This is a genomic window from Caballeronia sp. BCC1704 (genome assembly GCF_902833455.1).
GTDB lineage: Bacteria > Pseudomonadota > Gammaproteobacteria > Burkholderiales > Burkholderiaceae > Caballeronia.
Genome location: NZ_CADFFT010000004.1, coordinates 136,214 through 162,175, shown reverse-complemented (window position 1 = coordinate 162,175; position 25,962 = coordinate 136,214). Strand labels below are relative to the sequence as shown.

General features: G+C 64.2%; 22 protein-coding genes. 15 read left to right on the top strand and 7 right to left on the bottom strand.

The features are described 5' to 3' along the window. Positions 1-133: 133 nt before the first annotated feature. The 3 genes from HWX53_RS20465 to HWX53_RS20455 are packed head-to-tail and all read left to right on the top strand — an operon-like array spanning position 134 to position 3,037. Positions 134-1,012, top strand: a complete 879-nt coding sequence (locus HWX53_RS20465; protein ID WP_175944317.1) for a MurR/RpiR family transcriptional regulator — start codon at positions 134-136, stop codon at positions 1,010-1,012. Then, positions 1,002-2,006, top strand: coding sequence for an inositol 2-dehydrogenase (gene iolG / locus HWX53_RS20460; RefSeq protein WP_175944315.1), 1,005 nt, complete (start codon positions 1,002-1,004; stop codon positions 2,004-2,006). The genes HWX53_RS20465 and iolG overlap by 11 nt, the downstream gene beginning before the upstream one ends. 14 nt (positions 2,007-2,020) lie before the next feature. Next, positions 2,021-3,037, top strand: coding sequence for a Gfo/Idh/MocA family oxidoreductase (locus HWX53_RS20455; protein ID WP_175945232.1), 1,017 nt, complete (start codon positions 2,021-2,023; stop codon positions 3,035-3,037). 42 nt (positions 3,038-3,079) lie between these two features. On the opposite strand, the gene HWX53_RS20450 is transcribed toward HWX53_RS20455, so the two are convergent. Together HWX53_RS20450 and HWX53_RS20445 are read right to left on the bottom strand one after the other, a co-directional pair. Next, the gene (locus HWX53_RS20450) at positions 3,080-3,415 is read right to left on the bottom strand and encodes an XRE family transcriptional regulator (RefSeq protein WP_175944313.1); all 336 of its coding nucleotides are present in this window, start codon (positions 3,413-3,415) and stop codon (positions 3,080-3,082) included. Continuing rightward, the gene (locus HWX53_RS20445) at positions 3,412-3,738 is read right to left on the bottom strand and encodes a type II toxin-antitoxin system RelE/ParE family toxin (protein WP_175945230.1); all 327 of its coding nucleotides are present in this window, start codon (positions 3,736-3,738) and stop codon (positions 3,412-3,414) included. Before HWX53_RS20445 ends, HWX53_RS20450 begins: the two co-directional genes overlap by 4 nt. 247 nt (positions 3,739-3,985) lie before the next feature. Here HWX53_RS20445 and HWX53_RS20440 point away from each other — a divergent pair, with 247 nt between their 5' ends. Beyond that, positions 3,986-4,213 carry a sulfurtransferase TusA family protein gene (locus HWX53_RS20440; protein WP_175944311.1) on the top strand — a complete coding sequence of 76 codons (228 nt, stop codon included), beginning with the start codon at positions 3,986-3,988 and terminating at the stop codon, positions 4,211-4,213. A 78-nt stretch (positions 4,214-4,291) separates the two neighbouring features. Here the strand turns inward: HWX53_RS20440 and galU are convergent, their stop codons facing one another. Next, complete coding sequence (galU, locus tag HWX53_RS20435; RefSeq protein ID WP_175944309.1) at positions 4,292-5,173, bottom strand: UTP--glucose-1-phosphate uridylyltransferase GalU; 882 nt, start codon at positions 5,171-5,173, stop codon at positions 4,292-4,294. A gap of 74 nt (positions 5,174-5,247) precedes the next feature. Continuing rightward, positions 5,248-8,115, bottom strand: a complete 2,868-nt coding sequence (locus tag HWX53_RS20430) for a valine--tRNA ligase (protein ID WP_175944307.1) — start codon at positions 8,113-8,115, stop codon at positions 5,248-5,250. Positions 8,116-8,323: 208 nt separating this feature from the next. Between HWX53_RS20430 and HWX53_RS20425 the strand changes: the two genes are divergently transcribed. The 7 genes from HWX53_RS20425 (at position 8,324) to HWX53_RS20395 (ending at position 15,350) form a co-directional block, all read left to right on the top strand. Beyond that, complete coding sequence (locus HWX53_RS20425; RefSeq protein ID WP_175944305.1) at positions 8,324-10,678, top strand: UvrD-helicase domain-containing protein; 2,355 nt, start codon at positions 8,324-8,326, stop codon at positions 10,676-10,678. Beyond that, positions 10,675-11,427, top strand: a complete 753-nt coding sequence (locus HWX53_RS20420; RefSeq protein ID WP_175944303.1) for a 5'-methylthioadenosine/adenosylhomocysteine nucleosidase — start codon at positions 10,675-10,677, stop codon at positions 11,425-11,427. Before HWX53_RS20425 ends, HWX53_RS20420 begins: the two co-directional genes overlap by 4 nt. 95 nt (positions 11,428-11,522) lie before the next feature. Beyond that, positions 11,523-11,783, top strand: a complete 261-nt coding sequence (locus tag HWX53_RS20415) for a hypothetical protein (RefSeq protein WP_175944301.1) — start codon at positions 11,523-11,525, stop codon at positions 11,781-11,783. Positions 11,784-11,821: 38 nt separating this feature from the next. After that, the gene (locus tag HWX53_RS20410) at positions 11,822-12,253 is read left to right on the top strand and encodes a hypothetical protein (RefSeq protein ID WP_244140207.1); all 432 of its coding nucleotides are present in this window, start codon (positions 11,822-11,824) and stop codon (positions 12,251-12,253) included. Between the two features lie 241 nt (positions 12,254-12,494). Next, entirely contained in the window at positions 12,495-14,399 is a 1,905-nt protein-coding gene (locus HWX53_RS20405; protein ID WP_175944297.1) for a propionate--CoA ligase, read from the top strand. Between the two features lie 115 nt (positions 14,400-14,514). Then, entirely contained in the window at positions 14,515-14,907 is a 393-nt protein-coding gene (locus tag HWX53_RS20400) for a BPSL0067 family protein (RefSeq protein ID WP_175944295.1), read from the top strand. Positions 14,908-14,915: 8 nt separating this feature from the next. Next, positions 14,916-15,350: an STY0301 family protein gene (locus HWX53_RS20395; protein ID WP_175944293.1), complete on the top strand. Its 435-nt coding sequence runs from the start codon at positions 14,916-14,918 to the stop codon at positions 15,348-15,350. Between the two features lie 66 nt (positions 15,351-15,416). On the opposite strand, the gene HWX53_RS20390 is transcribed toward HWX53_RS20395, so the two are convergent. Then, positions 15,417-16,676: an MFS transporter gene (locus HWX53_RS20390; protein WP_244140206.1), complete on the bottom strand. Its 1,260-nt coding sequence runs from the start codon at positions 16,674-16,676 to the stop codon at positions 15,417-15,419. A 314-nt stretch (positions 16,677-16,990) separates the two neighbouring features. Here HWX53_RS20390 and HWX53_RS20385 point away from each other — a divergent pair, with 314 nt between their 5' ends. Then, complete coding sequence (locus HWX53_RS20385; protein ID WP_175945228.1) at positions 16,991-18,655, top strand: methyl-accepting chemotaxis protein; 1,665 nt, start codon at positions 16,991-16,993, stop codon at positions 18,653-18,655. An 871-nt stretch (positions 18,656-19,526) separates the two neighbouring features. On the opposite strand, the gene HWX53_RS20380 is transcribed toward HWX53_RS20385, so the two are convergent. Beyond that, positions 19,527-20,999, bottom strand: a complete 1,473-nt coding sequence (locus HWX53_RS20380; protein ID WP_175944288.1) for an HDOD domain-containing protein — start codon at positions 20,997-20,999, stop codon at positions 19,527-19,529. Positions 21,000-21,140: 141 nt separating this feature from the next. Beyond that, positions 21,141-23,018 carry a bifunctional diguanylate cyclase/phosphodiesterase gene (locus tag HWX53_RS20375; RefSeq protein ID WP_175944286.1) on the bottom strand — a complete coding sequence of 626 codons (1,878 nt, stop codon included), beginning with the start codon at positions 23,016-23,018 and terminating at the stop codon, positions 21,141-21,143. A 534-nt stretch (positions 23,019-23,552) separates the two neighbouring features. On the opposite strand from HWX53_RS20375, the gene HWX53_RS20370 reads away from it, so the two are divergent. Genes HWX53_RS20370 through HWX53_RS20360 form a run of 3 tightly spaced genes read left to right on the top strand, consistent with a single transcriptional unit; the run spans position 23,553 to position 25,954 of the window. Further along, on the top strand, positions 23,553-24,827 hold the full coding sequence (locus HWX53_RS20370) for an EAL domain-containing protein (protein WP_175944284.1): 1,275 nt from the start codon (positions 23,553-23,555) through the stop codon (positions 24,825-24,827). A 34-nt stretch (positions 24,828-24,861) separates the two neighbouring features. After that, positions 24,862-25,431, top strand: coding sequence for a peroxiredoxin (locus tag HWX53_RS20365; RefSeq protein WP_175944282.1), 570 nt, complete (start codon positions 24,862-24,864; stop codon positions 25,429-25,431). 37 nt (positions 25,432-25,468) lie between these two features. Beyond that, on the top strand, positions 25,469-25,954 hold the full coding sequence (locus HWX53_RS20360; RefSeq protein ID WP_175944280.1) for a hypothetical protein: 486 nt from the start codon (positions 25,469-25,471) through the stop codon (positions 25,952-25,954). Positions 25,955-25,962: the final 8 nt, after the last annotated feature.

Here is a 25,962-nt window from a genome sequence, read left to right as displayed (position 1 = left end):
GTCAGTTTTCGGCGGTCTGCAATAGATATTTCAACGGTGCGACAAATGGAAAATGCTTTCCAAATCGCGCGCGGGCTTTCTATAATCGGCTGCACCGGCGCTCGCTTTCGGGCGCCGACGAACCGGGCTTTCCATGCAGGATGAAACCAGTACCGACGTCCTTTCTGTCGACGACCTGATGCAGCGGATCACCGATGCGTACGATTCGCTGCCGCGCCAGCTGAAGAGCGTGGCGTCGTATATCGAGCAGCATCGGCAGAGCGTGATGATGGACCGCACGAGCGATATCGCCGCGTCGTGCGGCGTGCATCCGTCCGCGGTCGTGCGTTTCGCGCAGCGTTTCGGCTTCTCCGGCTTCTCCGACCTTCAGGCGGTGTTCCGGCAGGCATACGCGGGCGGCAGCACGGCGCAGAGCTATCAGCAGCGCATTCGCAAGCTGATCGACGAGAAGGCCGGCGTCGCTTCGGGCGTTTCCGTGGCGCGCGAATTCATCGCGGCGAGCCGCGCGGGTCTGGACGAACTCGAAGCCGGCCTCGACGACGCGCAGTTCGAAGCCGCCGTCGAGATGCTCGAGAAGGCGGAGAACATCTACGTGATCGGCGTGCGCCGCTCGTTCGCGGTGGCGAGCTACATCGTCTATGCGCTCGGCCATACGAAGAAGCGCGTGCATCTGATCTCGGGCGTCGGCGGCATGTTCCGCGAACAGATCCGCAGCGTGAAGAAGGGCGACGTGCTCATCGCGATCAGCTTCGCGCCGTACGGCAAGGAGACGCAGTATTGTGTGCGCGCGGCGCAGCATCACGGCGCGGCAACGCTCGTCATCACCGATAGCCAGCTTTCGCCGCTCGCGCGTCATGCGAGCGCGAGTCTGCTCGTGAAGGAGGGCAGCGCGTTTGCGTTTCGCTCGCTAACGAGCACCATCTGCCTGTGCCAGGCGCTTTTCATCGCGCTCGCGTACCGGCTCGAATTGAACGTCGAAGAATCCAGGGAGACAGGCGGTTATGACGATTGACGTGGCGGTGTTTGGAGCGGGGCGCATCGGCAAGATTCACGCGGCGAATCTGGCGCGGCAGCCGGGCGTGCGGCTGAAGTATGTCGTCGATGTGAACCGTGACGCGGCGGCCGCGCTTGCGGAACAGCACGGCGCGCAAGTAGCCGATATCGACGGCGCAATGGGCGATGCGACGATCGGCGCGACCGTCGTGTGTTCGAGCACGGACACGCACGCGGACCTCATCATGCAGTCGGCCTCACAAGGCAAGCACGTATTCTGCGAGAAGCCGGTGGACCTGACGCTCGAACGCGCGCGCGCCTGCGCCGATGCCGTTCAACGCGCGGGCGTCGTATGCATGATCGGCTTCCAACGGCGCTTCGATCCGACGTTCTCGGCGCTGAAAGCCCGCGTCGATGCCGGCGAGATCGGCGATCCGGAAATGCTGATCGTCACGAGCCGCGATCCGGGCGCGCCGCCGGTCGAATACATCAAGCATTCGGGCGGCATCTTCAAGGACATGCTGATCCACGACTTCGACATCTTCCGCTGGATGCTCGATGACGAAGCCGAGACGCTGCACGCGACCGGCAGTTGCCTCTCCGATCCGGCTATCGCGGATGCCGGCGATATCGATTCGACCGCGGTCACGATCCGCACGAAGCGCGGCCGGCTGTGCCAGATCAACACGGCGCGGCGCGCGGCGTATGGCTACGATCAGCGGTTCGAATTGCTCGGCAGCGCCGGCATGCTTCAGGCGGGCAATGTGCGGCCGACCGAAGTGACCGCGTATTCGAAGACGGCCGTCTCGTCGGACGTGCCGGAAGCGTTCTTTCTCGAACGTTACCGCGCGGCGTATGCGCTGGAGATCGCGCATTTCTTCGATGCCGTCAATCACGGCAAGCCGGTCCGCACGACGGTCGCCGATGGCCTGAAGGCGCTGGAACTGGCCGAAGCCGCGACGCTTTCGTGGCGCGAGAAGCGCATCGTGCGGCTTGCGGAGCAACAAGCGTGAGCGCGGTGCGCGTGGTGAGCGTGGTGCGCGTAGGAATTGTCGGGCTCGGCCGGCTGGGCCGGCGCCACGCGGAGAACCTCGCGTGGCATGTGCCGAGCGCGAAGCTCGTTGCCGCGTGCAGTCCCGTCGACGAGGAACGCGCGTGGGCGCGCGAACGCTTGCCGGAGCTTGCGCTCTACGCGGACTACGACGCGCTGCTTGCCGACGCATCGGTCGATGCAGTGTGGCTCGTCACGCCCACATCGCTGCACGCGCGGCAGATCATCGCCGCGCTGGAGGCGGGCAAGCACGTCTTCTGCGAAAAGCCGCTCTCGCTCGATCTCGCCGAATGCGACCGCGTGATCGAAGCCCACGCACGGCATCCGCAATTGCACGTGATGATCGGCTTCGTGCGCCGCTTCGACGCGAGTTATCGCGATGCGTTCGAGCAAGTCGGGAAGGGCGCGATCGGCCGGCCGTTCATGGTGCGCTCGCAGACCTGCGACAAGAACGACCCCGATGGTTTCTTCGTGCGCTTCGCGCCGACTTCGGGCGGACTCTTTCTCGATTGCAGCGTGCACGACATCGACCTCGCGCGCTGGATGCTCGGCAATCCGCGTGCGAAACGCGTGTTCGCGAGCGGCACGATCGCGATACACGAGGGCTTGCACGAATGCGGCGATATCGACAACGGCGTGGGCGTCGTCGAATTCGACGATGGCCGGCTCGCCGTGTTCTACGCCTCGCGCACGATGGCGCACGGACATGATACGCAGACCGAAGTAATCGGCACGGCGGGGGCGCTGTCGGTCGGGCGCAATCCGCGGCTGAACCGCGTCGAAATCGCGGATGAGCACGGCATGCGCAACGCGTGCACGCCGACGTTCTTCGAGCGTTTCGAGGATGCGTTCTTGCGCGAGGCGCAGGCGTTCGTCGCGCTGCTGAAGGACGGCACGCCGACCGGTCTCACGCTGAACGATGCGCGAGAGGCGACGCGCATCGGCATCGCGCTGCGGGAAGCCTATGCGAGCGGGAGGCCAGTGGACCTTTGAGCGCCCCACAAAGCATCGCCCGCGTTCGCGTTGATACCGCCGTCAGCCGACGACCAGCGTGACCGGCTTGCCTATGCGGGCGAGCATTTCCACGAGCGAGTCGATGGTGAACTTGCTCGACTTCTTGTTGACGACGTCCGACACGCGTGGCCGCGTGACGTGAAGAATCTCGGCGGCGTCGGCTTGCTTCAGTTCTTGCGCTTCGATCCAGGCCGCCAGCTCGTCCATGAGTTGCTCTTTAAGCAAGAGCGTCTGACCGATGAGCGCCTGTGACTCGGCTTGATACCGGCGTGCTTCCGCGGGCGCGAAACCAAGCTCTGCGAAGATGTTCGCACCTCGCTTGGTCACGTGTCGGACTTTCGTGTCAACCTTGTTCATGTTCGTGCCTTTCTTTCCCGAACGATCGCCCGATAGCGAGCGGCGGCGATCTCCTTGTCGTGCGTGGATGTCGCTTGCGATTTCTTCTGGAAGCAATGCAATACGAAAACCGCTTCTTCGAACTTCGCTACGTACATAACGCGAAAGATTCCGCTTGTGCCCCTGATGCGGATCTCGCGCACACCGGGGCCAACATCGTTGAAGGGCTTCCAGTCTTCGGGATCAAGCCCGACTTGCAGACGGCCAAGTTGGAAGCCTGCTTCGCGCCGTGCCGCAGAGGGAAACTCAAGGATGTCGTCATAGGACGAGCCGACCCAGCGGATTTCTTTCTCATCGGGGCATTGTACAAAATTTTATACAGTTCCGCCGACGCACGCGGTCGAAAGGCGCCGGGCACGCAGAGACTGCGAAGGTTGGTGAACGAGAGCTGAAAAATCTATCCGCTCGCACTGGAGCCGTGAAGTGGAAAACTCCCAAGGGAAGCGAAGGAGGGCAACGCTCGGCCGGCAGGTAGATCTCCAACCGCTGCGTTAAAATGGAACCATCAGGCACACGGAAGGTTCAATCGCGATGGAAGTTCACAAGGAAGTCGACGCACGCGGGCTCAACTGCCCGTTGCCGATTCTGCGGGCGAAGAAGGCGCTGGCCGACATGACGAGCGGCCAGATTCTAAGAGTGCTCGCAACCGATCCCGGCTCGCAACGCGATTTCGCCGCGTTCGCCAAGCAGACCGGCAACGAAATCGTCGAGTCGAGTTCGCAGGACAAGACGTTTATCTTCTTGATGCGGCGCCGCTGAAAATCTCGAGCGCAAAAGCAAAATGCCCGTCACGCAAGTGACGGGCATTTTTTCGTACAGGGCCGTTGACGTTGACGCTTAGCCTTCGAGAACCGGCGAACGCGTGCGCAGGTATTCTTCGAAGTCCTTCGCCACTTCCGGATGGCGCAGCGCGAATTCGACCGTCGCCTTCAGATAGCCGAGCTTGCTGCCGCAATCGAAACGCGTGCCGTGATACTTGTACGCGAGCACTTGCTCATCCGACAGCAGCGACTGAATCGCATCCGTCAGTTGCAGTTCGCCGCCCGCGCCGGGCTTGAGCGCGCGGATGTGATCGAAAATACGCGGCTTCAGCACATAGCGGCCGACCACGCCCAGGTTCGACGGCGCAACCGCCGGCTCCGGCTTCTCGACGATGCCCGAGAGCTTGACGATGTTGTCTTCCCACTCCTTGCCGTCGATGATGCCGTACGACTTCGTGTCTTGCGGCGGAATCTCTTCGACGCCGATCACCGAGCTGTGATAGTGGTCGAAGACTTCGATCATCTGCGACATGACGGGCGGCCTGCCGTACAGCAAGTCGTCCGCGAGAATCACGGCGAACGGATTGTCGCCGACGAGCTTTTCGGCGCACAACACCGCGTGGCCGAGACCGAGCGCCTCGGCCTGCCGCACATAGAAGCAGTCCACGTGGCTCGGCTTGATGCTGCGCACGAGTTCGAGAAGCTTCTCCTTGCCGCGCGCCTCCAGCTCGGCTTCGATCTCATAGGACTTGTCGAAATGATCTTCGATGGCACGCTTGCTGCGGCCGGTGACGAAGATCATTTCGGTGATGCCGGCGGCCATCGCTTCTTCGACCGCGTACTGAATCAGCGGCTTGTCGACGACCGGCAGCATTTCCTTCGGGCTAGCCTTGGTCGCGGGGAGGAACCGTGTGCCGAGACCCGCAACGGGAAAAACCGCTTTGGTAACTTTTAGCATGTGATGACCCTGATCCTCTTAATCATTTAGAACATCGAGTGAAGCGACTGAACAGGGCGTAAAAACGACTCCCATCACACGGGCAGTCGCAATAATTGCGCCTGAAGCTTCTCGATAGTGGTCTTGAATTCTGCCAGCCTTTTGCGCTCCTGTTCAACGACAGCGGCCGGCGCTTTTGCAACAAAGCTTTCATTGCCCAGCTTCGCGTTACATTTGACGATCTCGCCGCCAAGACGTTCGACTTCCTTCGTCAAACGCTCGCGCTCGGCAGCCACGTCGATCTCCACTTTCAGCACCAGCTTGTGCGCGCCGACGATGGCGACCGGTGCGCCTGACGCTTCCTTGTCGAGCGCCGCTTCGTCGTCGATGATCTTCACTTCCGCGAGACGCGCGAGTGCCGCGACATAGGGCGCGAACGACGAAAGACGCGCGGCGTCGCCGTGCGCGAGCAAGGGCACCTTCACCGCGGGCGACAGGTTCATCTCGCCACGCAGATTACGACATGCGTCGATCACTGCTTTCAGTTCGGCGGCCCACTGTTCAGCGGATTCATCCAGCTTTTTCGTCTCGGCGCGCGGATACGGCTGCGTCATGATCGACGCTTCGCCTTCCTTCGCGCCCGCCGGGTAAGCGTCCGTCAACGGGGCGACCTTCTGCCACAACGCTTCGGTAATGAACGGAATGACCGGGTGCGCCAAACGCAGCACGGTTTCCAGCACGCGCAAGAGCGTGCGGCGCGTGGCGCGCTGCTGCTCGGGCGTGCCGTTCTGAATCTGCACCTTCGCGAGTTCGAGGTACCAGTCGCAGTACTCGTCCCACACGAACTTGTAAATTGCGCTTGCGACATTGTCGAAGCGATAGTCCGCGAAGCCCTTCTCGACTTCTGCTTCCACGCGCTGAAGCAGCGACACGATCCAGCGGTCCGCCTGCGAGAAGTCGGTATAGCCGCCGGGCCCGCAGTCGCCGGGCTTGCAGCCGGCCACGTTCGCAAAACCGCAATCGTGGCCTTCGCAATTCATCAAGACGAAACGCGTGGCGTTCCACAGCTTGTTGCAGAAGTTGCGATACCCTTCGCAGCGTGCCAGATCAAAATTCACGTTGCGACCGAGCGTGGCCATCGACGCCATCGTGAAGCGCAGCGCATCCGTGCCGAACGCCGGAATGCCGTCGGGAAATTCCTTGCGCGTCTTCTTCTCGATCTGCGCGGCCTGCTTCGGATTCATGAGGCCGCTCGTGCGCTTGGCGACGAGCGTTTCGAGGTCGATGCCATCCACGATGTCGATCGGATCGAGCGTATTGCCCTTGCTCTTCGACATCTTCTGGCCTTCCGCGTCGCGCACGAGGCCGTGCACATAAACGGTTTCGAAGGGCACCTTGCCGGTGAAATGCGTGGTCATCATCACCATCCGGGCGACCCAGAAGAAGATGATGTCGAAGCCCGTCACGAGCACCGACGAAGGCAGAAACGCCTTCAGTTCCTTCGTCTCGTTCGGCCAGCCGAGCGACGAGAAGGGCACGAGCGCGGAGGAGAACCACGTGTCGAGCACGTCGTCGTCGCGCTTGAGTGTGCCGGTGTAGCCCTGGCGTTCGGCGTCGGCGCGCGCTTCCTCTTCGCTCTTCGCGACGAAGATTTCGCCATTCTCGCCGTACCACGCGGGAATCTGATGCCCCCACCACAACTGACGCGAGATGCACCAGTCCTGGATGTTCTCGAGCCACTGATAGTAAGTCGTGGTCCAGTTCTCCGGCACGAACTTGATCTCGCCATTGCGCACCACGTCGAGTGCGGTTTCGGCGATCGACTTGCCCGGATTGAACGTGCCTTCGGGCGCGGGCTTGCTCATCGCGACGAACCATTGGTCGGTCAGCATCGGCTCGATGACGACGCCCGTGCGGTCGCCGCGGGGCACCATCAGCTTGTGCGGCTTGACGGAATCGAGCAGACCCAGCGCTTCGAGATCGGCGACGACCTGCTTGCGCGCCTCGAACCGGTCCATGCCGCGATATTTCTCGGGGGCGTTGTCGTTGATCTTCGCGTCGAGCGTGAGAATCTCGATTTGCGGCAGCTTGTGGCGCTGGCCGACCGCGTAGTCGTTGAAGTCGTGCGCGGGCGTGACCTTCACGACGCCGGTGCCGAACTCGCGGTCCACGTAGTCGTCCGCGATCACGGGAATCTCGCGGTCGCACAGCGGCAGCACCACCGTCTTGCCGATGAGATGCGCATAACGCTCGTCTTCCGGATGCACCATCACGGCGACGTCGCCGAGCATGGTTTCGGGGCGCGTCGTCGCCACCGTCAGATGCCCCGAGCCGTCCGGCAGCGGATACTTGATGTGCCAGAGGCTGCCGTTTTCTTCTTCGCTCACGACTTCGAGATCGGACACGGCAGTACCCAACACCGGGTCCCAGTTCACGAGCCGCTTGCCGCGATAGATGAGCCCTTGCTTGTAGAGCGTGACGAACACGTCGCGCACGGCGGCGGACATCTTGTCGTCCATCGTGAAGTATTCGCGCGACCAGTCGATCGACGCGCCGAGCCTGCGCACCTGCCGCGTGATGGTCGAGCCGGATTCCTGCTTCCACGCCCACACGCGCTTCAGGAATTCCTCCCGGCCCAGATCGTGACGCGAGATGCCTTGCGCATCGAGCTGTCGTTCCACGACGATCTGCGTCGCGATGCCCGCGTGGTCCGTGCCCGGCACCCACAGCGTGTTCTCGCCGAGCATGCGGTGATAGCGCGTGAGGCCATCCATGATGGTCTGGTTGAACGCGTGCCCCATGTGCAGCGTGCCGGTGACGTTCGGCGGCGGCAGTTGAATGGAGAAGTTCTTGGCACCTTCCTTGAAGGTCGGCGCGGAATAGCCGCGTTCTTCCCATTCCGGGCCCCACTGGGACTCGATGTTCTGGGGCTCGAAACTCTTCGCAAGCGTGCTGTCGCTCATCGTGAAATCTGCCGAAAAATGCGTGAAAAGATGCGGGGTAATCACCGATTATAAGGTTTGGACCGCGCAATCGGACGAATCCGGGCGCGGCCGGTCCGCGGCCGCGAATGGCTCGCCGGGCGACGCCATCGGCGCGGTCTTATAATGGTCGGCTCGCTGGCGACTCCTTGCCAGCTCCTTCGGTGCGCTTGCCGCCGCTCACTTTCCCATGCCCGATTTACTCGCCAACCTCAATCCCGAACAGCTCGCCGCCGTGACGCTGCCGAACGAGCCCGCGCTGATCCTCGCGGGCGCGGGCAGCGGCAAGACGCGCGTGCTCATCACCCGCATTGCGTGGCTCATTCAGCAGGGTTACGCATCGCCGCAGACCATCCTCGCCGTCACGTTTACGAACAAGGCGGCCCGCGAGATGATGTCGCGCCTGTCGGCGCTTCTGCCTATCGACACGCGCGGCATGTGGATCGGCACGTTTCACGGCCTGTGCAACCGCATGTTGCGCGCGCATTACCGCGACGCGGGCCTGCCGCAGTCGTTCCAGATTCTCGATACGGCGGACCAGCTTTCCGCGATCAAGCGGCTCATGAAGGGCCTGAACGTCGACGACGAGAAGTATCCGGCGAAGAATCTCCAGTACTTCATCAACAACGCGAAGGAACAAGGGCTGCGTCCGAAGGACGTCGATGCGACCGACAACTTCAATCGCAAGTTCGTCGAGCTGTACGAGGCTTACGACCAGCAATGCCAGCGCGAAGGCGTCGTCGATTTTCCGGAGCTGCTGCTGCGCTGTTACGAGCTGCTTGCGCACAATCCGCCGCTGCGCGCGCATTATCAGGCGCGCTTTCGCAACATTCTCGTCGACGAGTTTCAGGACACCAACAAGCTGCAATATGCGTGGCTGAAGCAGTTAGCGGGCGAGCACAACGCGATCTTCGCCGTGGGCGACGACGATCAGTCCATCTACGCGTTTCGCGGCGCGAACGTCGGCAACATGCACGATTTCGAGCGCGAGTTCCGCGTGCGCAATCTCATCAAGCTGGAGCAGAACTACCGCTCGCACGGCCATATTCTCGATACGGCGAACTATCTGATCGCGAACAACGCGCGGCGGCTCGGCAAGAACCTGCGCACGGACGCGGGGCACGGCGAGCCGGTGCGCGTTTATGAGGCCGCGACCGATTCGCAGGAAGCGGGCTGGATCGTCGAGGAAATCAAGGCGCTCATCAACACGGGCCTCGCGCGCGGCGAGATCGCGGTGCTGTATCGAAGCAACGCGCAGTCGCGCACCATCGAACATACGCTGGTGAACGCGGGCATTGCGTATCGCGTGTATGGCGGCTTGCGGTTCTTCGAGCGTCAGGAAATCAAGCACGCGCTCGCGTATCTGCGGCTAATCGACAACCCGAACGACGACACCGCGTTTGCCCGCGTCGTCAATTTCCCGACGCGCGGCATCGGTGCGCGTTCCATCGAGCAACTGGCTGACGCCGCGCGGCTCTACAACTGTTCGATGGCCGCCGCCGTGCCTTACGTGACCGGCAAGGCGGGATCGAGCCTCGGCGCGTTCGCGACGCTCATCGCGAAGATGCGCGCCGAAACGCAGCAGATGAGCCTGCCGGAAACGGTCGAATACGTCGTGCGCGCAAGCGGACTCGCCGCGTTCTACGAGACCGAGCGGGAAGGGCAGGACCGGCTCGAAAACTTGCAGGAACTGGTGAACGCAGCGGCGGCGTTCGTGAGCGAAGAAGGCTACGGGCTGGATACGCCCGCGCGCTCCATTCCGCTGCGCCCCGGCGCCACGGCCGCGCAGGAGATCAAGGCGGTGAGCGAGGACGGCGAGATCGAAGTGTTGGACGCGCCCGGCATCGCCGATCCCGCGCAGAATCCGGACACCATGACGCCGCTCGCGGGCTTCCTGTCGCATGCATCGCTCGAAGCGGGCGACAACCAGGCGCAAGCCGGACAGGACGCCGTGCAGTTGATGACGGTCCACGCGGCGAAGGGACTGGAGTTCACGGCGGTGTTCATCACCGGGCTCGAAGAAGGGCTCTTCCCGCACGAAAACAGCGCGCAGGAATCCGACGGGCTCGAAGAAGAGCGGCGGCTCGCGTATGTCGCGATCACGCGGGCGAAGGAGCGGCTGTATCTGTCGTTCGCGCAGAGCCGCATGCTTCACGGCCAGACGCGCTACAACATCCGCTCTCGCTTTTTCGACGAACTGCCGGAAGGCTCGCTCAAATGGCTCACGCCGAAAGTTGAAGCGGGCGCGCGCTGGGGCGGACGCGCCGACAACGCCGGCTGGGGCCGCGACTGGTTCGCGCGGCCGGGACAGGAACGCGGCGGACCATCGACGCCGAGTCCGGCGCTGCCGTCGTTCGCGAACGAACAGCGCGCGGCCGATACCGGCTTCAAGGTCGGGCAGGCCGTCTTTCACACGAAGTTCGGCGAGGGCACCGTGACCGCGCTCGAAGGTTCTGGCGGCGATGCCCGCGCGCAGGTGCGCTTCAAGCGGCACGGCGAGAAGTGGCTGGCGCTGGCCGTGGCCAAGCTACAGGCCGTCGAATGAAGCGGCTCGCGATCATGGCGGCGCTGCCGCAGGAACTGGGCGACCTGATCACGCACATGCGGGACGCGGGCGACGTGCGCACGGTGACGCTCGGCAAGCGCGAATATCACGTCGGCGAGGCGCACGGCGTGCCTGTGGTCGTGACGCTTGCGCGCATCGGCAAGGTCGCCGCGGCCGCGACGGCGAGCGCGCTCATCCATGTCTTCGGCGTCGATGCGATCCTTTTCACCGGCGTCGCGGGCGGCGTGCGGGCGGACGTGCGTGTGGGCGATATCGTCGTCGCGAACGCGCTGCTTCAGCACGATCTGGACGCGTCGCCGTTTTTCCCGCGCTACGAAGTGCCGCTGCTCGAGCGCACGCATTTCGACGCAGACAGCGCGTTGTCGGACGCGCTCGCCGCTGCGGCGCTCGCGTTCATCGAAACAGAAGGCGGCGCGCTCGCCGAGCGCTTCGCCGTCATGCGGCCGCGCGTGCATCGCGGGCTGGTGGTGAGCGGCGACAAGTTCATCGCGAGCCACGAGGCGGTGAGCGCGTTGCGCGCTGCGCTGCCGGATGCGCTCGCGGTCGAGATGGAAGGCGCGGCGCTCGCCCAGGTCTGCTACGAGCACGGCGTGCCGTGCGCCGTTGTCCGCACCATTTCCGATACGGCCGATGCCGCCGCGCCGGCGTCCTTCGCCGGATTTCTGACGGCGATTGCGGGGATGTACTCGTCGGGGGTGTTGTCGCGGTTTTTGATGCGGGCTGGGTGAGGCGGTTGAGGCGGTTGGCACATCCCGCTTGTTATTGAGAATGATTCTCAATACAATCGAGTCATACATCGTGGATACACGACTGGAGGCCCGACGTGACCAACGATCCGAAGCCCGACGGCGTAACGCACGCCGAACCGCGCGATGCACTAGCAGCCTGCGCCATCGCAGCGAACGCCGCCAAAGTTCTCGAAACAACCCGCCGCGCCTGGGCCGAAGCGCCCGCCGCGCTGTCGTCCGCGAGCGTCGAATGCCCACCGCCGCGCGCTGCGCGAAAGAAGCGCATCGTGCCGCGCCGCTCCCGCTGGGCGAGTCTCGTCGCCGCCCTGAACGAATGGAGCCCGAAGCCGCTGTGATCGCCGCCGACCATACTCCCAACGCCCTCGACACCCGCATGCTCGACGCAAGCCGCTTCCCGCTCGTACGCGTGCGACGCCGGGCGATGAAGCCCGGCTATGCGTTCGGGTGGTCCGCGCAGATGCGCCGGCTGCTCGCGCTCGCAACGCCGTTCGTCGTCGTCGCGGAACACAGCGACGACGAAACGCCCGACGACTTCGCTCTGCGCGCCGCGTGGCTGCGCACGCATCGCGGGGCGCTGGCGGCGCACTGCCGAGGATTCATCGTGATCGAACCGCGCATCGAGGCGCGCGCGACGACGCGCGAAACGCTGCGCGCGCTCACGCAAGACAGCGGCGTGCGAACGGTCGTTGTATCGAGCATGCGCGTGGCAGGCGAACTCGCGCCGGTCCTGCTCAGGCACGGCGCGGCACCGGCGAGCGCGCCGCTATCGCGCAGATCGAGCAAATCAAGCAGCCGCGCGCTCTGAACGCGCGGACCGCTGACACGCGCAACTGCCCGGACACAAAGAACCCGACGGCATCAGCGCCGCGCTCGGCAATCATGCGCCCAAAGCCGCTCGCAACCGTGTCGATCGCATCGTCCGATGACACGTCGCTGAGACGATCAGGGCGCGCCCTCTCTAGGCAGCCGTTCGTCCGCTGCTCTATGCTGTGGTGCGAGTCGCCAAGCCGCGACTCGCCCCGCATTGCATCTTGCAGAGGACGCGCATGCCGACTTACCGAGAAGCGTATCGCCAGTCGATCGAAGAGCCCGAAGCGTTCTGGGCCGAACAGGCCCGCCGCATTCATTGGCAGACGCCGTTCGAACAGGTGCTCGATGCGAGCAATCCGCCGTTCGCGCGATGGTTCGTCGGCGGGCGCACGAACCTGTGCCATAACGCGGTCGATCGCCATCTCGCCTCGCGCGCGCAGCAGGACGCGCTCGTCTATGTCTCGACGGAAACGGGCATCGAGCGTCGCTACACCTATGCCGAGCTGCACGCGGAAGTGAACCGCATGGCCGCCGTTATGCGCTCGCTGTCGGTCAAGAAGGGCGACCGCGTGCTCATCTATCTGCCGATGATCCCCGAGGCGTTGTTCGCGATGCTCGCGTGCGCGCGCATCGGCGCGATCCACTCGGTCGTGTTCGGCGGCTTCGCGGCGCCGAATCTCGCGGCGCGCATCGATGATGCCGAGCCCACGCTGATCGTCACCGCCGATGCGGGCGCGCGCGCGGGCAAGGTGATCGACTACACGCCGCTCGTCGACGAAGCCTTGTCGCGCGCCGAATTCAAGGTGCCGCAGGTGCTTCTCATCGACCGGCAGCTTGCGCCCGAGCGCCTTCAGGCGAGCTATCTGGTCGCCTACGAGCCGCTGCGCGAGCAATTCTTCGACGCCCACGTTCCCTGCGAATGGCTCGAATCCAACGAGCCGTCCTATGTGCTCTACACGTCCGGCACCACGGGCAAGCCGAAGGGCGTGCAGCGCGATGTCGGCGGCTATGCGGTCGCGCTCGCGGCGTCGATGGACCATATCTTTCAGGGCGCGGCCGGCGACACGATGTTCACGGCATCGGACATCGGCTGGGTCGTGGGGCATAGCTACATCATTTATGCGCCGCTGATTGCGGGACTGACGACCGTCATGTACGAAGGCACGCCCGTTCGTCCGGACGGCGGCATCTGGTGGCGGCTCGTCGAGCAGCACAAGATCAACCTGATGTTCACCGCGCCCACCGCGATCCGCGTCCTGAAGAAGCAGGATCCGGCGCTGATGCAGAAATACGATTTGTCGAGCCTGCGCACGCTCTTTCTGGCGGGCGAGCCGCTCGACGAGCCCACCGCGCAATGGATCCAGAGCGCGTTGCAGAAGCCCGTGATCGACAACTACTGGCAGACGGAAACCGGCTGGCCGATGCTGGCCATACCGCGCGGCATCGAACAATTGCCGTCGAAGCTCGGCTCGCCGGGCGTGCCGTCGATGGGCTTCAACCTGACACTGCGCAACGAGCTGACCGGCGAGCCGTGCGCGCCGGGCGAAAAGGGCGTCGTGACGCTCGGCTATCCGCTGCCGCCGGGCTGCATGCAGACCGTGTGGGGCGACGACCGGCGCTTTGTCGAGACGTACTGGCGCAGCGTGCCGAACCAGATGGTCTATTCGACGTTCGACTGGGGCGTGCAGGACGAGGACGGCTACGTGTCGATACTCGGGCGCACCGACGACGTGATCAACGTGGCGGGGCATCGACTGGGCACGCGCGAGATCGAGGAGGCGTTGTCGGCGCACGCGGCGGTCGCGGAAGTGGCGGTCGTCGGCGTGACGGATGCGCTCAAGGGCCAGACGGCGAAGGCGTTCGTCGTGCTGCGCGATGCCGATCGCATCAATGCGCCGGGCGCGCGCGAAGGCATGGAAGCGGAGTTGTGCCACGCGGTCGATACGCAGCTCGGCGCGATTGCGCGTCCAGCGCGCGTGCATTTCGTCTCGATGCTGCCGAAGACGCGATCGGGCAAGCTGCTGCGCCGCGCGATTGCCGCGCTGGCCGAAGGCCGCGATCCCGGCGAGCTGCCGACTATCGAGGACGCTAGCGCGCTTGCGCAGATCAGGGCGGCGCTGGAAGCATCCGGCAAGCGATGAGGCAGACACGCGGCATTGATCTTCCGCAAACGATGCCGCAATTTAACGCTCGCGGGCGATATTGCCTGATGCGGTGGCGCATACGATCAGGAGACCTTTTCAAAGGAGGGTCTCCATGTCATACCGATATTCCGACGCAGCCAACCTGGAAGGCACCGACATGGTCGGATCGCACCAGTGCGTCGATCTGGTCAAGCACTATGCGCACGCGCCCGCCACCGCGCTCTGGCGGGAAGGGACACCGGTGATGGATACCCCGTTGATCCCGGTCGGCACGGCCATCGCAACCTTCGTCAAAGGCGAATACCGGAGCCACCCGCACGGCAATCACGCCGCGTTCTTCCTGCGCAGCGACGGACATTGCATCTGGGTGATGGATCAATGGGCGAACGACGAGGACAACAAGCCGGTGGTCTCGTCGCGCGCCGTCTGTCGGAAAGGCCGGCTGAAAAACGGCAGATACGTGGACCCGAGCAATAACGCCGACGCGTTCTCCATCATCGAATGAGGACGAGCGTGAAATCGTGCAGCAGGCATTGGCTGCGTGCAGTGATCGGCGCTGCATCGCTGGCGGCGTCGGCCGCCGCCGGCGCCGTCGAGATCGCGTGCCCTGCGCGCGTGACGATGCAGCCCGCCGTCATCACCGATGCGCCGGACGGATGGCAGCTGCAGCAACGGCGCACGACGCTTTCGGTTCAGGACGTCGTCGTGACGATCGGGCCGCCGGAGCAACGGCATGATTTGAAGCCGGAGATCACGACGGTCAACGGCCGAAGGTCTTACAACTGGCGATTCGTCGCCGCCGAGAACGAGCACGGCGTCTGGCTGTCGTGCGGATATGGCAACACGATACTGCTTTCGCAAAAGCTCTCGACGCCCGTATCCCGATGTCAGGCGCAGGAGCCTATCGTCGAGAATGGCTACAGGAAGCTGATCATCACCTGTCGTTGAGCCTGCTCGCAAAGACAAACGCCCGATCACGTTTCCATGACCGGGCGTTCTACCGAAGCACGAGGCTCAAGCCTTCGCGTCGTGCGTCTTAGGCAGCAACACCGTCAACACGCCGATCAACGGAAGGAACGCACAGAGCTTGTACACATAATCGATGCTCGTCACATCCGCGAGATGCCCGAGCACCGCCGCGCCGACGCCGCCCATGCCGAACGCGAAGCCGAAGAACAGGCCCGCGACCATGCCGACCTTGCCGGGAATCAGTTCCTGCGCGTAGACCAGAATCGCCGAGAACGCCGACGCCAGCACGAGCCCGATCACCACCGACAGCACGCCGGTCCAGAACAGGTTCACATACGGCATCAGCAAGGTGAACGGCGCGACGCCGAGAATCGATACCCAGATCACCGCCTTGCGTCCGACCTTGTCGCCCACCGGCCCGCCGATGATCGTGCCCGCCGCGACCGCCGCGAGGAACACGAACAGGTGAATCTGCGCGGCCTGCACCGATATGCCGAACTTGCTGATCAGATAGAACGTGAAATAGCTCGTGATGCTGGCAAGGTAGAAGTACTTCGAAAAGACGAGCAGGACGAGCACGCTCATCGCCATCACGACCTTCTCGCGCGGCAGCGCCGCGTGCGCCGCTTTCCCGCGACCTTTCTTGACCGCCGGATGACGCTTGTACCAGCGGCCGATGTTCGCGAGCACGACCATCGCGAGCAGCGCGGCCGCCGAGAACCACGCAATCGAGCGCTGGCCGTGCGGAATGACGACGAGCGCGGCAAGCAGCGGCCCGAGCGACGAGCCCGCGTTGCCGCCCACCTGAAACAGCGACTGCGCAAGGCCGTGCTTGCCGCCCGAAGCCATGCGCGCCACCCGCGACGATTCGGGATGGAACACCGACGATCCGCAGCCCACCAGCGCCGCCGCGATCAGCAGCGTGCCGAAGTTGCCCGCGATCGACATCAGCAGGAGACCGGACAGCGTGAAGCCCATTCCGACGGGCAGCGAATACGGCTTCGGGTGCTTGTCCGTGTACAGCCCGACGATCGGTTGTAGCAGCGACGCGGTGATCTGATAGGTCAGCGTGATCAGGCCGATCTGCCCAAACGTGAGCGCGAACTCGCTCTTGAACATGGGGTAGATCGCCAGAATCAGCGACTGAATCATGTCGTTGAGCAGATGCGAGAAGCTGATGGCGCCCAGCACGGAATACACGGTGCGCGGCGCCGGCACGGGTGCCGCGTTCGACGCGCTGGCCGCATTCACTGCCGACGCGCCGCCCGAACTCGGGAAAGCGCTTTTGTCGATACTCGTTTGCATGGTTGAGGGAGGAAAGAAAGCGGTGGTGTCGGATTCGTTGATCTGCGCGCGATTCATGCGCGACCGAATGTGTGTCAAGTGTAGGGTGGCTTGCTTGCGTTGTCATGCCAAGGTTTGTCGAGAATCGGACACGTCGCGGGCGATGGGACGCGAATCGTCGGAACAAACGAATTTTGGCCGGTTATAAGAATCGCCGGGCACCGAACGGCCGTACGCACTGCGCTAAAGAAAACGAGGCTTATGCCGTAGACCAGCGATGTGGGCGTCCCGTAGAGCGGGCGTACCGTTCGAAGAAAATCACACGGGGATACATGATGAGACTCTTTCCGCTACGCGCCGCGCGAGGCGCCGGCCTGATGCCGAACGCCGCTTCGGGACAGGCGGCAGGCGCAGGACACAAGACGGCTTCGAAGCGCGCGCTGTCCGTGAAGGCGACGTTGCGCCTCGCGTTCGGCCTCGTTCTGGCGGGCACGCTCGGCATCGGCGCGATTGCGCTCACGCAGATCAGCCGGCTCAACGGCGCGACCGAGTCCATCTACACGCAAGGCTATGTCGCGAGCCGCGCGGCCGAAGAAACGCGCGGCTACCTGCTGCGCGCGAGCCGTTCGCAGAAGATGCTGCTTACCGCATCGACGGCGAAGGAACGCGACGACCTCGGCAACGAGATCGAACACGCGCTGACCGAGATCGGCAAGGAGCAGGCGCAACTGGCGCAGTACATCGACCATGCGGACACTGACGCGCTCGGGCAACAGAAGCGCTTTTCCGCCGCGCTCGCGACGTGGAGCGGCAACCTGCGCGGCTTCGTCAAGCTCGTGAAGGAGCAGCCGCTCGATCTCTCGCAGATGAACTGGCAAGTCGGCATGCAGGACGTCTCGCTGCTCGTCGAAACCAGCAAGCTGGAGAAAATGGTCGATGAACTCGTGGCGCGCCGGGGCGCCGCCGCGAAAGCGACCATCGACGCCGCCGCGTTCATCTTCCATTCGTCGTTCGTGATGGTGTCGGTGCTGACGATTGCGCTCTTCGTGCTCGCGATCATCGTCAGCGAATGGGTCGTGCGGCGTCTGTCCGGACAACTCGGCGGCGAGCCCGGTTATGCGAAGGAGATCGCGAGCCGCATCGCGTCGGGCGACCTCGCGTATCCGATTCGCCTCAAGCGCCGCGACGACGCCAGCATGCTCTACGCGTTGTCAGAAATGCAGTCGGGCTTGTCGGCGACGGTCGGCGACATTGCGGCGAGCGCGGAGGCGATCGCGTCGGCGTCGAGCGAAATCTCGACGGGCAACGTGGATCTGTCGCGCCGCACGGAAGAGCAGGCGGTCGCGCTGGAGAAGACGGCGGCCAGCATGGAGCAACTGACGTCGACGGTGCGCCAGAACGCCGATAACGCGATGCAGGCGACGACGCTCGCGCACAATGCGTCAGAGATCGCGGAGAAGGGCGGCAAGGTGGTGGGCCGCGTGGTCGAGACGATGGAGCGCATCGATGCGAGCGCGAAGAGCATCGGCGACATCATCGGCGTGATCGAGGGCATTGCGTTTCAGACGAACATTCTCGCGCTGAACGCGGCTGTGGAAGCGGCGCGCGCGGGCGAGCAGGGACGCGGCTTCGCGGTCGTGGCGGGGGAAGTGCGCGCTCTGGCGCAGCGGTCGTCGGCGGCGGCGAAGGAGATCAAGACGTTGATCGACACGTCGGTTTCGCGCGTGTCGGATGGCTCGACCTATGCGCAGGAGGCGGGCGCGACGATGGAGGAAGTGGTGCGCGCCGTGCGACGCGTGACGGACATCATGGGCGAGATTTCGGCGGCTTCGGCCGAGCAGAAGTCGGGCATCGAGGCGATCGGACACGCCGTTTCGCAAATGGACGCCGGGACGCAGCAGAACGCCGCGCTCGTCGAGCAGGCGGCGGCTGCGGCGCAATCGCTCGATGATCAAGCGCGCGCGCTTAAGGGGCTTGTTGGGAAGTTTCAGTTAGCTTGAGCGTTCTTTCTGTTGTTGGCCTTGCCCTTGCTCTTGCCCAGGGCGAGGGCGCTTCATGCTTGCTTAGATGAACTTCTCTTTCGTCGTGGAACTTGATTTCGCGTCGGTCTATTAGCGTTGCCCCTCCCCGGGGCGGGGGTCACTTTCTTTGCTGCTGCAAAGAAAGTAACCAAAGAAAGCAGCTTTTTCGCCCGCGGTTTCAAATGAAGGTGCACTCCGCAGAAAAGCATTGGCACTCAGCTTGAATCAGCCCTGAATCACCCTCCACGCCCGCTGACCGCCACGTCCTCCGAGCCCCTTGGCTCGTCAAAACCATCTTCAAACGACGGCTCTGCCACGTATTCAAGTCTCGGCAAGCCGCGTCAGCCCAACGACCAAAGGTTGCGAGACAACCGTTCTAATCAGCATTAACACCGGCGCGTAGGTGCCGGCTCGGCCGCGGTTGCGCCTATAGCTGCCCGTGGCCGCTTACGACTTGCGACTTACGACTTGCGGCTGTGGCAACGGCTACGACTAAAACTACGGCTACGACTGCGGCTACGGCTACGGCTATTCGTTGAAGTAATTGTTCAGTGATGCGAAGCATAAGATGGTTTTGACGAGCCAAGGGGCTCGGAGGACGTGGGTGTTCAGTGGGCGTGGAGGGTGATTCAGGGCTGTTTCAAGCTGAGTGCCAATGTCTTTCTGCGGAGTGACCACACGATCAATGCTTTGGGCCAAGAAAAAGCTGCTTTCTTTGGTTACTTTCTTTGCAGCAGCAAAGAAAGTGACCCCCGCCCCGGGGAGGGGCAACGCAAATAGACCGATACAAAAACAAGTTCCCCGACGAAAGAGCGCGGCGAGAACAAAGAGCAACGAGAAAAACAAAAGCTCAGATCAACTCAACTTCCTTCCAATCAGCATTGGAAAAGAAACGGCTAAGCTCCCGTGTGAGCTCATTGAGCGCCCCCATCTCTTGGGGAGAAATCTTGTGCACATGCTGCCCCACCGTCCAGTCGCCATAAACGAGCGCGACAGTCGAATCCTTCGACTTCACGGGCAGCAGCACGAAAGCCTGCGCCTCGCCGAGCGTCTCCTTGTACCAGCGCGGCAGCCGCGCGTCGATCCGCGGATCGTGCGCATTCTCGATGAAGATGCCGACTGGATTCGTGATCGCGAGATGGAACACATCGGGCCGGAACTCAGCGCTAAAAGAAAGCGAAGAAAGCATCGGCTCGATGCCCGCGCCCATGCCGAGACGCGCCTGGAATTCATTGTTGGCCTGGCGCACGAAGACGACCGTGCGCGAAAGACCGAGCCCCGCGAGCACCGCCTCCGACGCCAGCGCGAGCACCGGTGAAAGCGCGTTTTTCGACGGCAGCGAGCGCAAGTCGGCAAGACTCGCGCCGATGCGCGCCTCCGCCGATACGCTCGCCCGCGCCATGGCGTCCGCGTTCGCCTGCAATTCGACGATCTCGCGCATCACGCCGTCGCCGCTGTCCTCGCTCGCGAGCGCAAGGCTCATCGACGCGAGGGTTTCCGCATCCGCATTGAGTGCGCCGCTGTAGCGCTCGGCGATATCGACGAGCATCGATTCGCGCCCGCCCGCCGCGACGTTCTGCGCGGTGAGCGCATCGGCTACTTCGGTCGAATAGTTGGTGACGGCCTGTAGCCAGCGCACGTGCTTCGGCACGGTTTCATCCGGCGGCGCGGTCGGGTCGCTCGCGCGCATGCCGGCGCGGATCGTTTCCGGCAGACGCCAGCGGTCCGCCGCCTCGATGCCGATTTCCTCGAACGTCACGCCGAGCAGCGCGGCGCACGCGCTGCTGTCGCTGATGTTCTCGGTGGCCGCTTTGCGGCGCAACTGGTCCCACTCGTGTTCGAGATAGAACGCGACGAGCAGCTTGCCGATCTGCCGCATCAGCGTGCAGACCACCGCTTCTTCCGCTGAACGGAGGTCGATGCGCTCCGTCACTTGCCGGGCGACGGTGCCCGAAAGCAGCGTGCGGTTGAGTTCGAGCTTGGCGTCGATGCGGCGCGGCGCGCTCTGATGAAAGTGGTCGACGAGCTTGAGTCCGACGACGAGATGGCCGACCGCGTCCATGCCGAGCACCATCAGCGCCCGCGTGACGGTCGTGATGTTGCCGCCGAAAGCCATGTACATCGCGGAATTGGCGAGCCGCAGCACCTTCTGCGTGAGCCCGAAGTCCGACAGCACGACTTGCACGAGCGCAGTGAAGTCGAGGTCGTCGTCGCTCATCGCGGACACGGTCGTGCGCAGCGCCTGCGAAAGCATCGGGAAGTCCCCGCGCTCGCTCATGCGCCCCCACAACTTGTCCAGTAGTTCGGCCTTGGTGCGTGCCATGCGTAAAAAAACCTGTTGTAGCGCAACGGCTAACCCGAAGCGGCTCTGCCCGATCCATTCATTCAGCGGCCAGCCCCGGAAGATACACGGATTCAGGGCGTTAAGGCGCGCTCTTCGATTAGAACACGAACATTCGTACGCTCATATTGTCTCGTGCAGCACGAGCGAACTCGATTGGAACGAACGCGCGAGTTCGTCCGACGGCATGGCTTGACTGATCAGCCAGCCCTGTATGTGGTCGCAGCCCATTTCGGCGAGCAAGTCCCGCTGCGCCTCGGTCTCGACGCCTTCCGCGACGAGTTCCAGTCCGAGCGACTGCGCGAGCCCGACCACCGCGCTCACGATCGCGCGGTTGTTGCGCGACGTAATCAGGTTTTCGACAAAGCTGCGGTCGATCTTGAGCTTCGCGAGCGGAAACCGTTGCAGATAGGCGAGGCTCGAATAGCCGGTGCCGAAGTCGTCCACGGCAAAGCGGATGCCGAGCGCGCGCAGCGCTTCGAGCAGGCGCGTCGCTTCTTCCGGGTCCTGCATCAGCAGGCTTTCGGTGATCTCGAACACGAGCCGCTTGGCATCGATGCCCGTGAGTGCGATGGCTTCCTTCACCGCGGCCAGGAAGCGCTTGTCGCGGAACTGCCGCGGCGACACGTTCACCGACACGTAATCGAGCCGGATGCCGATGGCGTCCCACTGCACGAGCTGCATGCACGCCGCCTTCAGCACCCAGTTGCCGAGATAGTTGATGAGACCGATGGACTCCGCGAGGGGAATGAAGGTCGACGGCGGCACGAGCCCATGCACCGGATGATGCCAGCGCATCAGCGCTTCCACGCCGACGACCGCGCCCGTGCGGATCTTCGTGATCGGCTGGAAAAAGAGCGAGAACTCGCCGTTGCGCACGGCCTCGTATAGGTCGGCTTCGAGCTTCAGGCGTTCCGCGTCGGCGGGATCGTCGTCGAGCGTATGGACGACGAGCGTGTTGCCGCCCGCGGCCTTCGCCTGCGCGAGCGCGAGATCGGCCATGCGCAGCAGGCTCGCCTGCACGCCGGATTTCGCCGTCGCGCCGTCTTTCACGGCGTGGTCCGGATACAACGCCACGCCGATGCTCGCCGACAAATGCGTGTGCTGCCCGCGATACCGGTACGGCTGCGCGATCGCGGTCAAGAGCCGGCGCGCGAGATTCTCGGCGGCTTCGGCGGTCGCGCCCGCGGGCAGCAGCAGGGCGAACTCGTCGCCGGCGACGCGCGCCACGCGCTCGCCGTGCGTGGCCGTGTGCTGAATGCGGCGCGCGGTTTCGCGCAGCATGTCGTCGCCGGCCTCGGAGCCGAGCGCGCGGTTGATGCGCTGATAGTCGTCGATATCCAGCAGGACGAGCGCCGTATGCGTCCGCGTGCGTTCCGCTTCGGTCTGCATCGCGGTCACCGCCGCCTGAAGCGCGGTCGCGTTCTCGAGGCCGGTGAGCGGATCGTGATGCAGCGCGTGCGTCAGCGACGCTTCGCGTTCACGCCAGCGCGACACGTCGAACGCGGCGAGCGCGAAGCCGGGCGTGCCTTGCGAGGCGGTCGCCAGAAGCCGCAGCTCGACGCAGATCGGGTAAGTGAGCGACTTCACGAGGTTGAGCGTCGCGCATTCGAGCTGGCCGCTTGCGCGCGCGCGGGCGACGAGCGCGTCCAGTTCGCCCGCTTCCTCGGACGGCACGAGATCGTGCAGCGTCAGCATGCTCAGGTAGTCGTGGTGATAGCCGATGAAGTCGATGCTCGCATGCGACACGTACTGAAAGCGCAGCGCGTCGTCCACATGCGCGAGGAAATCGACCGCGCCGAGCGTCGCTTCGAGCGCGGCGGCGGGCTTGCCCGCGATGCTTACGCCGTGAGCCGCAGAGGACGCGGACGTCGGCGACCCAGCGTCGTGCTCGTGCGGATCGCGGTCGTCTCGCGCGGCGGGTCTCCATGCGCGGCAAAGCACATCGAGCGCGATGCGCCAGGGTGCGCGGCGGGAGACGGAGGTCCGGTTCGCTTGCATGGTCAGTTAAGGTTCTCGCGGCGGCGCGCGGCCGATGGTCGACGCTCAAGCTGATCGTCGGATGCTTCGGCGGCGCGCGATTACCGCTTCGAGCGGCTCGGCGTTCGGCGCGTCGGCATGACGCGCGGCACGCTCTATCAGGCGAGTTATCGGCGGTTCAGCGAAATTCTTTAACCGTCATGCCGCTGCATGGCGCTCTGGCCCGAGACGCCGCCGGCAATCAGGGAAAACGCCCGGCGCGGCCGTTGCGCGCTTGGCGTAAAAGATGGACGCATGGCGATTTTCGGTTACAGTGCGCGTTTCCGGCGGAAACGCCCCGGCCCCGGTCGCCATGCGGCGGGCGTTCCGCGTTACGGTCGCCCGATTCGGGAATTTGTCGCACACGTTACGCTTCATGATCGATTGTCTTTTATCGCCGGCCCGAGCAGGTCGTTGCGGCTTCGAGACCGCTCACGTGCCGGCGTCGGCGCAAACCTTTGCGCCCGCACTCGCTGTCCTGCCTGACGGATTCGTCGCTCTCATTCGGTTCCCGTCATGCCCGATTCTTCGCTGAAACTGCGCGCGCGACGCGAGCCGAGCGTCTATGTCGGCCGCCAGCCGATTCTCGACGGCGCGGGCGCGCTCGCCGCCTACGAGCTCCTCTTCCGCGATAGCCCCGAAAACCGCGCTCGCGTCGATGACGACGTGCAGGCGACCGCGCATGTCGTCGCGCGCACGGTCGGCGAGATCGGCGTGCCGGCCGTGCTGGGCCTGCATCCCGGCTACGTGAACATGAGCCGCGAGTTGATCTTCGACGACATCGTGCATCTCATGCAGCCCGAGCGATTCGTGCTCGAATTGCTGGAGAACATCGAGTTCGACGACGCGCTCTTCAAGCGATGCGCGCAGTTGCGCCGCGACGGCTTTCGCTTCGCGCTGGACGACGTGACGCGCCTCGACGATGCATTGCTCGCCGCGCTGCCATCGGTCGATATCGTCAAAGTGGACCTGCTCGCCGCCGAGCGCTCGCAGTTGCGCGAACTGACGGCGCTCGTGAAGAAGCACGGCAAGCTGCTCGTCGCGGAAAAGGTCGAGACGCACGAGGACTTCACAGAGGCGCGCGAACTCGGCTTCGATCTCTTTCAGGGCTACTTCTTCGCGCGGCCGCAAGTGCTGTCGGCGCGGCGCGCGAGCCCGGCGCGCGGCACGCTGCTGCGGCTTCTGGCCGTGCTCGGCAGCGATCCCGGCCTGCGCGAGCTCGAAGTGGAACTGAAGCGCAATCCGGATATCGTGCTGCAACTCATGCGCCTCGCCAATTCGAGCGCCCATGCGCGCGGACGCAACGTGTCGTCGCTGAAGGAAGCCATGGCCGCCGCCGGCACGCGCCAGTTGATGCGCTGGACGCAACTGCTGCTGTACGCGGACGGCAGCGGCCTGCCGTGGCGCTCGGATCCGCTCCTGCAACTCGTCGGCACGCGCGCGCGCTTCATGGAACTGGCGGCGAATGCGCTGCGTCCATCGGATGAAGCGTTCTCGGATGCCGCGTTCATGACCGGCATTTTTTCGCTCGTGCATGTGGTGGTGGATCTGCAGCCGGCCGAAATTGTCGATAAGCTGCATCTGGCCGCCGATATCCGCTCGGCCATTTTGGCCGGCAAGGGCGAACTGGGCGCGCTGCTCGGCATCGCGCGGGCGACTGAGCGCGGGGATATCGAAGCGATCGACGCGCGCCGGCTCGCCGATCCGGCGCTCGACGCGCTGACGCCCGCGCTTCTGGCTTCGCTTCAGGTCGAAGCGGCCGCGTGGTTCAGCGAACAGCGGCTCGACTGAACGCCGCACCAACCGGTCACGGAGAGACATCCGCATGAAAAGAAGAACGAAGATGGCAGGCGTGGCGCTTTCGGGCTTGATCGCATGCGCGGTCGCGGCGTATCCGTTGATGGCGCGCGCCACCCTCAAGCCGGGCGATGTCGCGCCGCCGTTCGTCACGCAGGCGTCGCTCGGCGGCAACGTCTTCGACTACTCGCTCGCGGACGCGCTAAAGAAAGGCCCGGTTGTGCTGTACTTCTATCCGGCGGCTTTCACGAAGGGCTGCACGATCGAGGCGCACGAGTTCGCCGAAGCGGTGGATCAATACAAGGCGCAGGGCGCGACGGTGATCGGCGTGTCGCACGACGATATCGGCACGCTGCAGCGTTTTTCAGTGAGCGAATGCCGCAGCAAGTTCCCGGTCGCGGCCGACACCGACGCGAAGATCATCGGCGCATACGACGCCGCATTGCCGTTCAAGAGCTCGATGGCCAACCGCGTGTCGTACGTGATCGCGCCGGACGGCAAGGTCATCTACGAATACACGAGCCTGTCGCCGGATCAGCACGTCGCGAACACGCTGCAGGCGCTGCGCGACTGGAACGCGAAGCACAAGGCACAGTGATGGCGGCCGCTTCGTTCGCTCGCAAAGGGTAGCCGTCATGCCGATCGTTCTCGCGCTCATCGCGCTGGCGGCGCTGATCTACGGCGCGGTGTGGTCCTTCGACGCGCTCGATGCGCGCTTCGGGCTGGGCGTGGCCGTCGGCGTCGCGGTGATCGTGGCGGCGGCGGTCGCGGCGGGCATCGCGTACTGGCTCGCGCGGCGTCGCGAAATCGCGCCGAATCTGCCACGCGTGAAGGGCGACGCCACCAACTGGACGCACGAACTGAAGCGCGACTGGGGCGGCGTGCGGCTCGCCGCTGGCAAGCGCCTGCTGGACGTGCGCATAGGCGAGGCGACCGGCCACTACATCTTCGCGGACTTGCGCGACGCGCAGATGGCGCAGGATGGCGCGCGCGGCGGGTGGCACGTCGTCCTCGATGTCGCCGACAAGGCTCACGCCCAATGGCGTCTGCCGATGACCGACCGCGCAGAAGCCCGCAAGTGGACGCGCATTCTCTCGCTCGCGGTCGCGCAAAAGCTCTGACGCGCGAT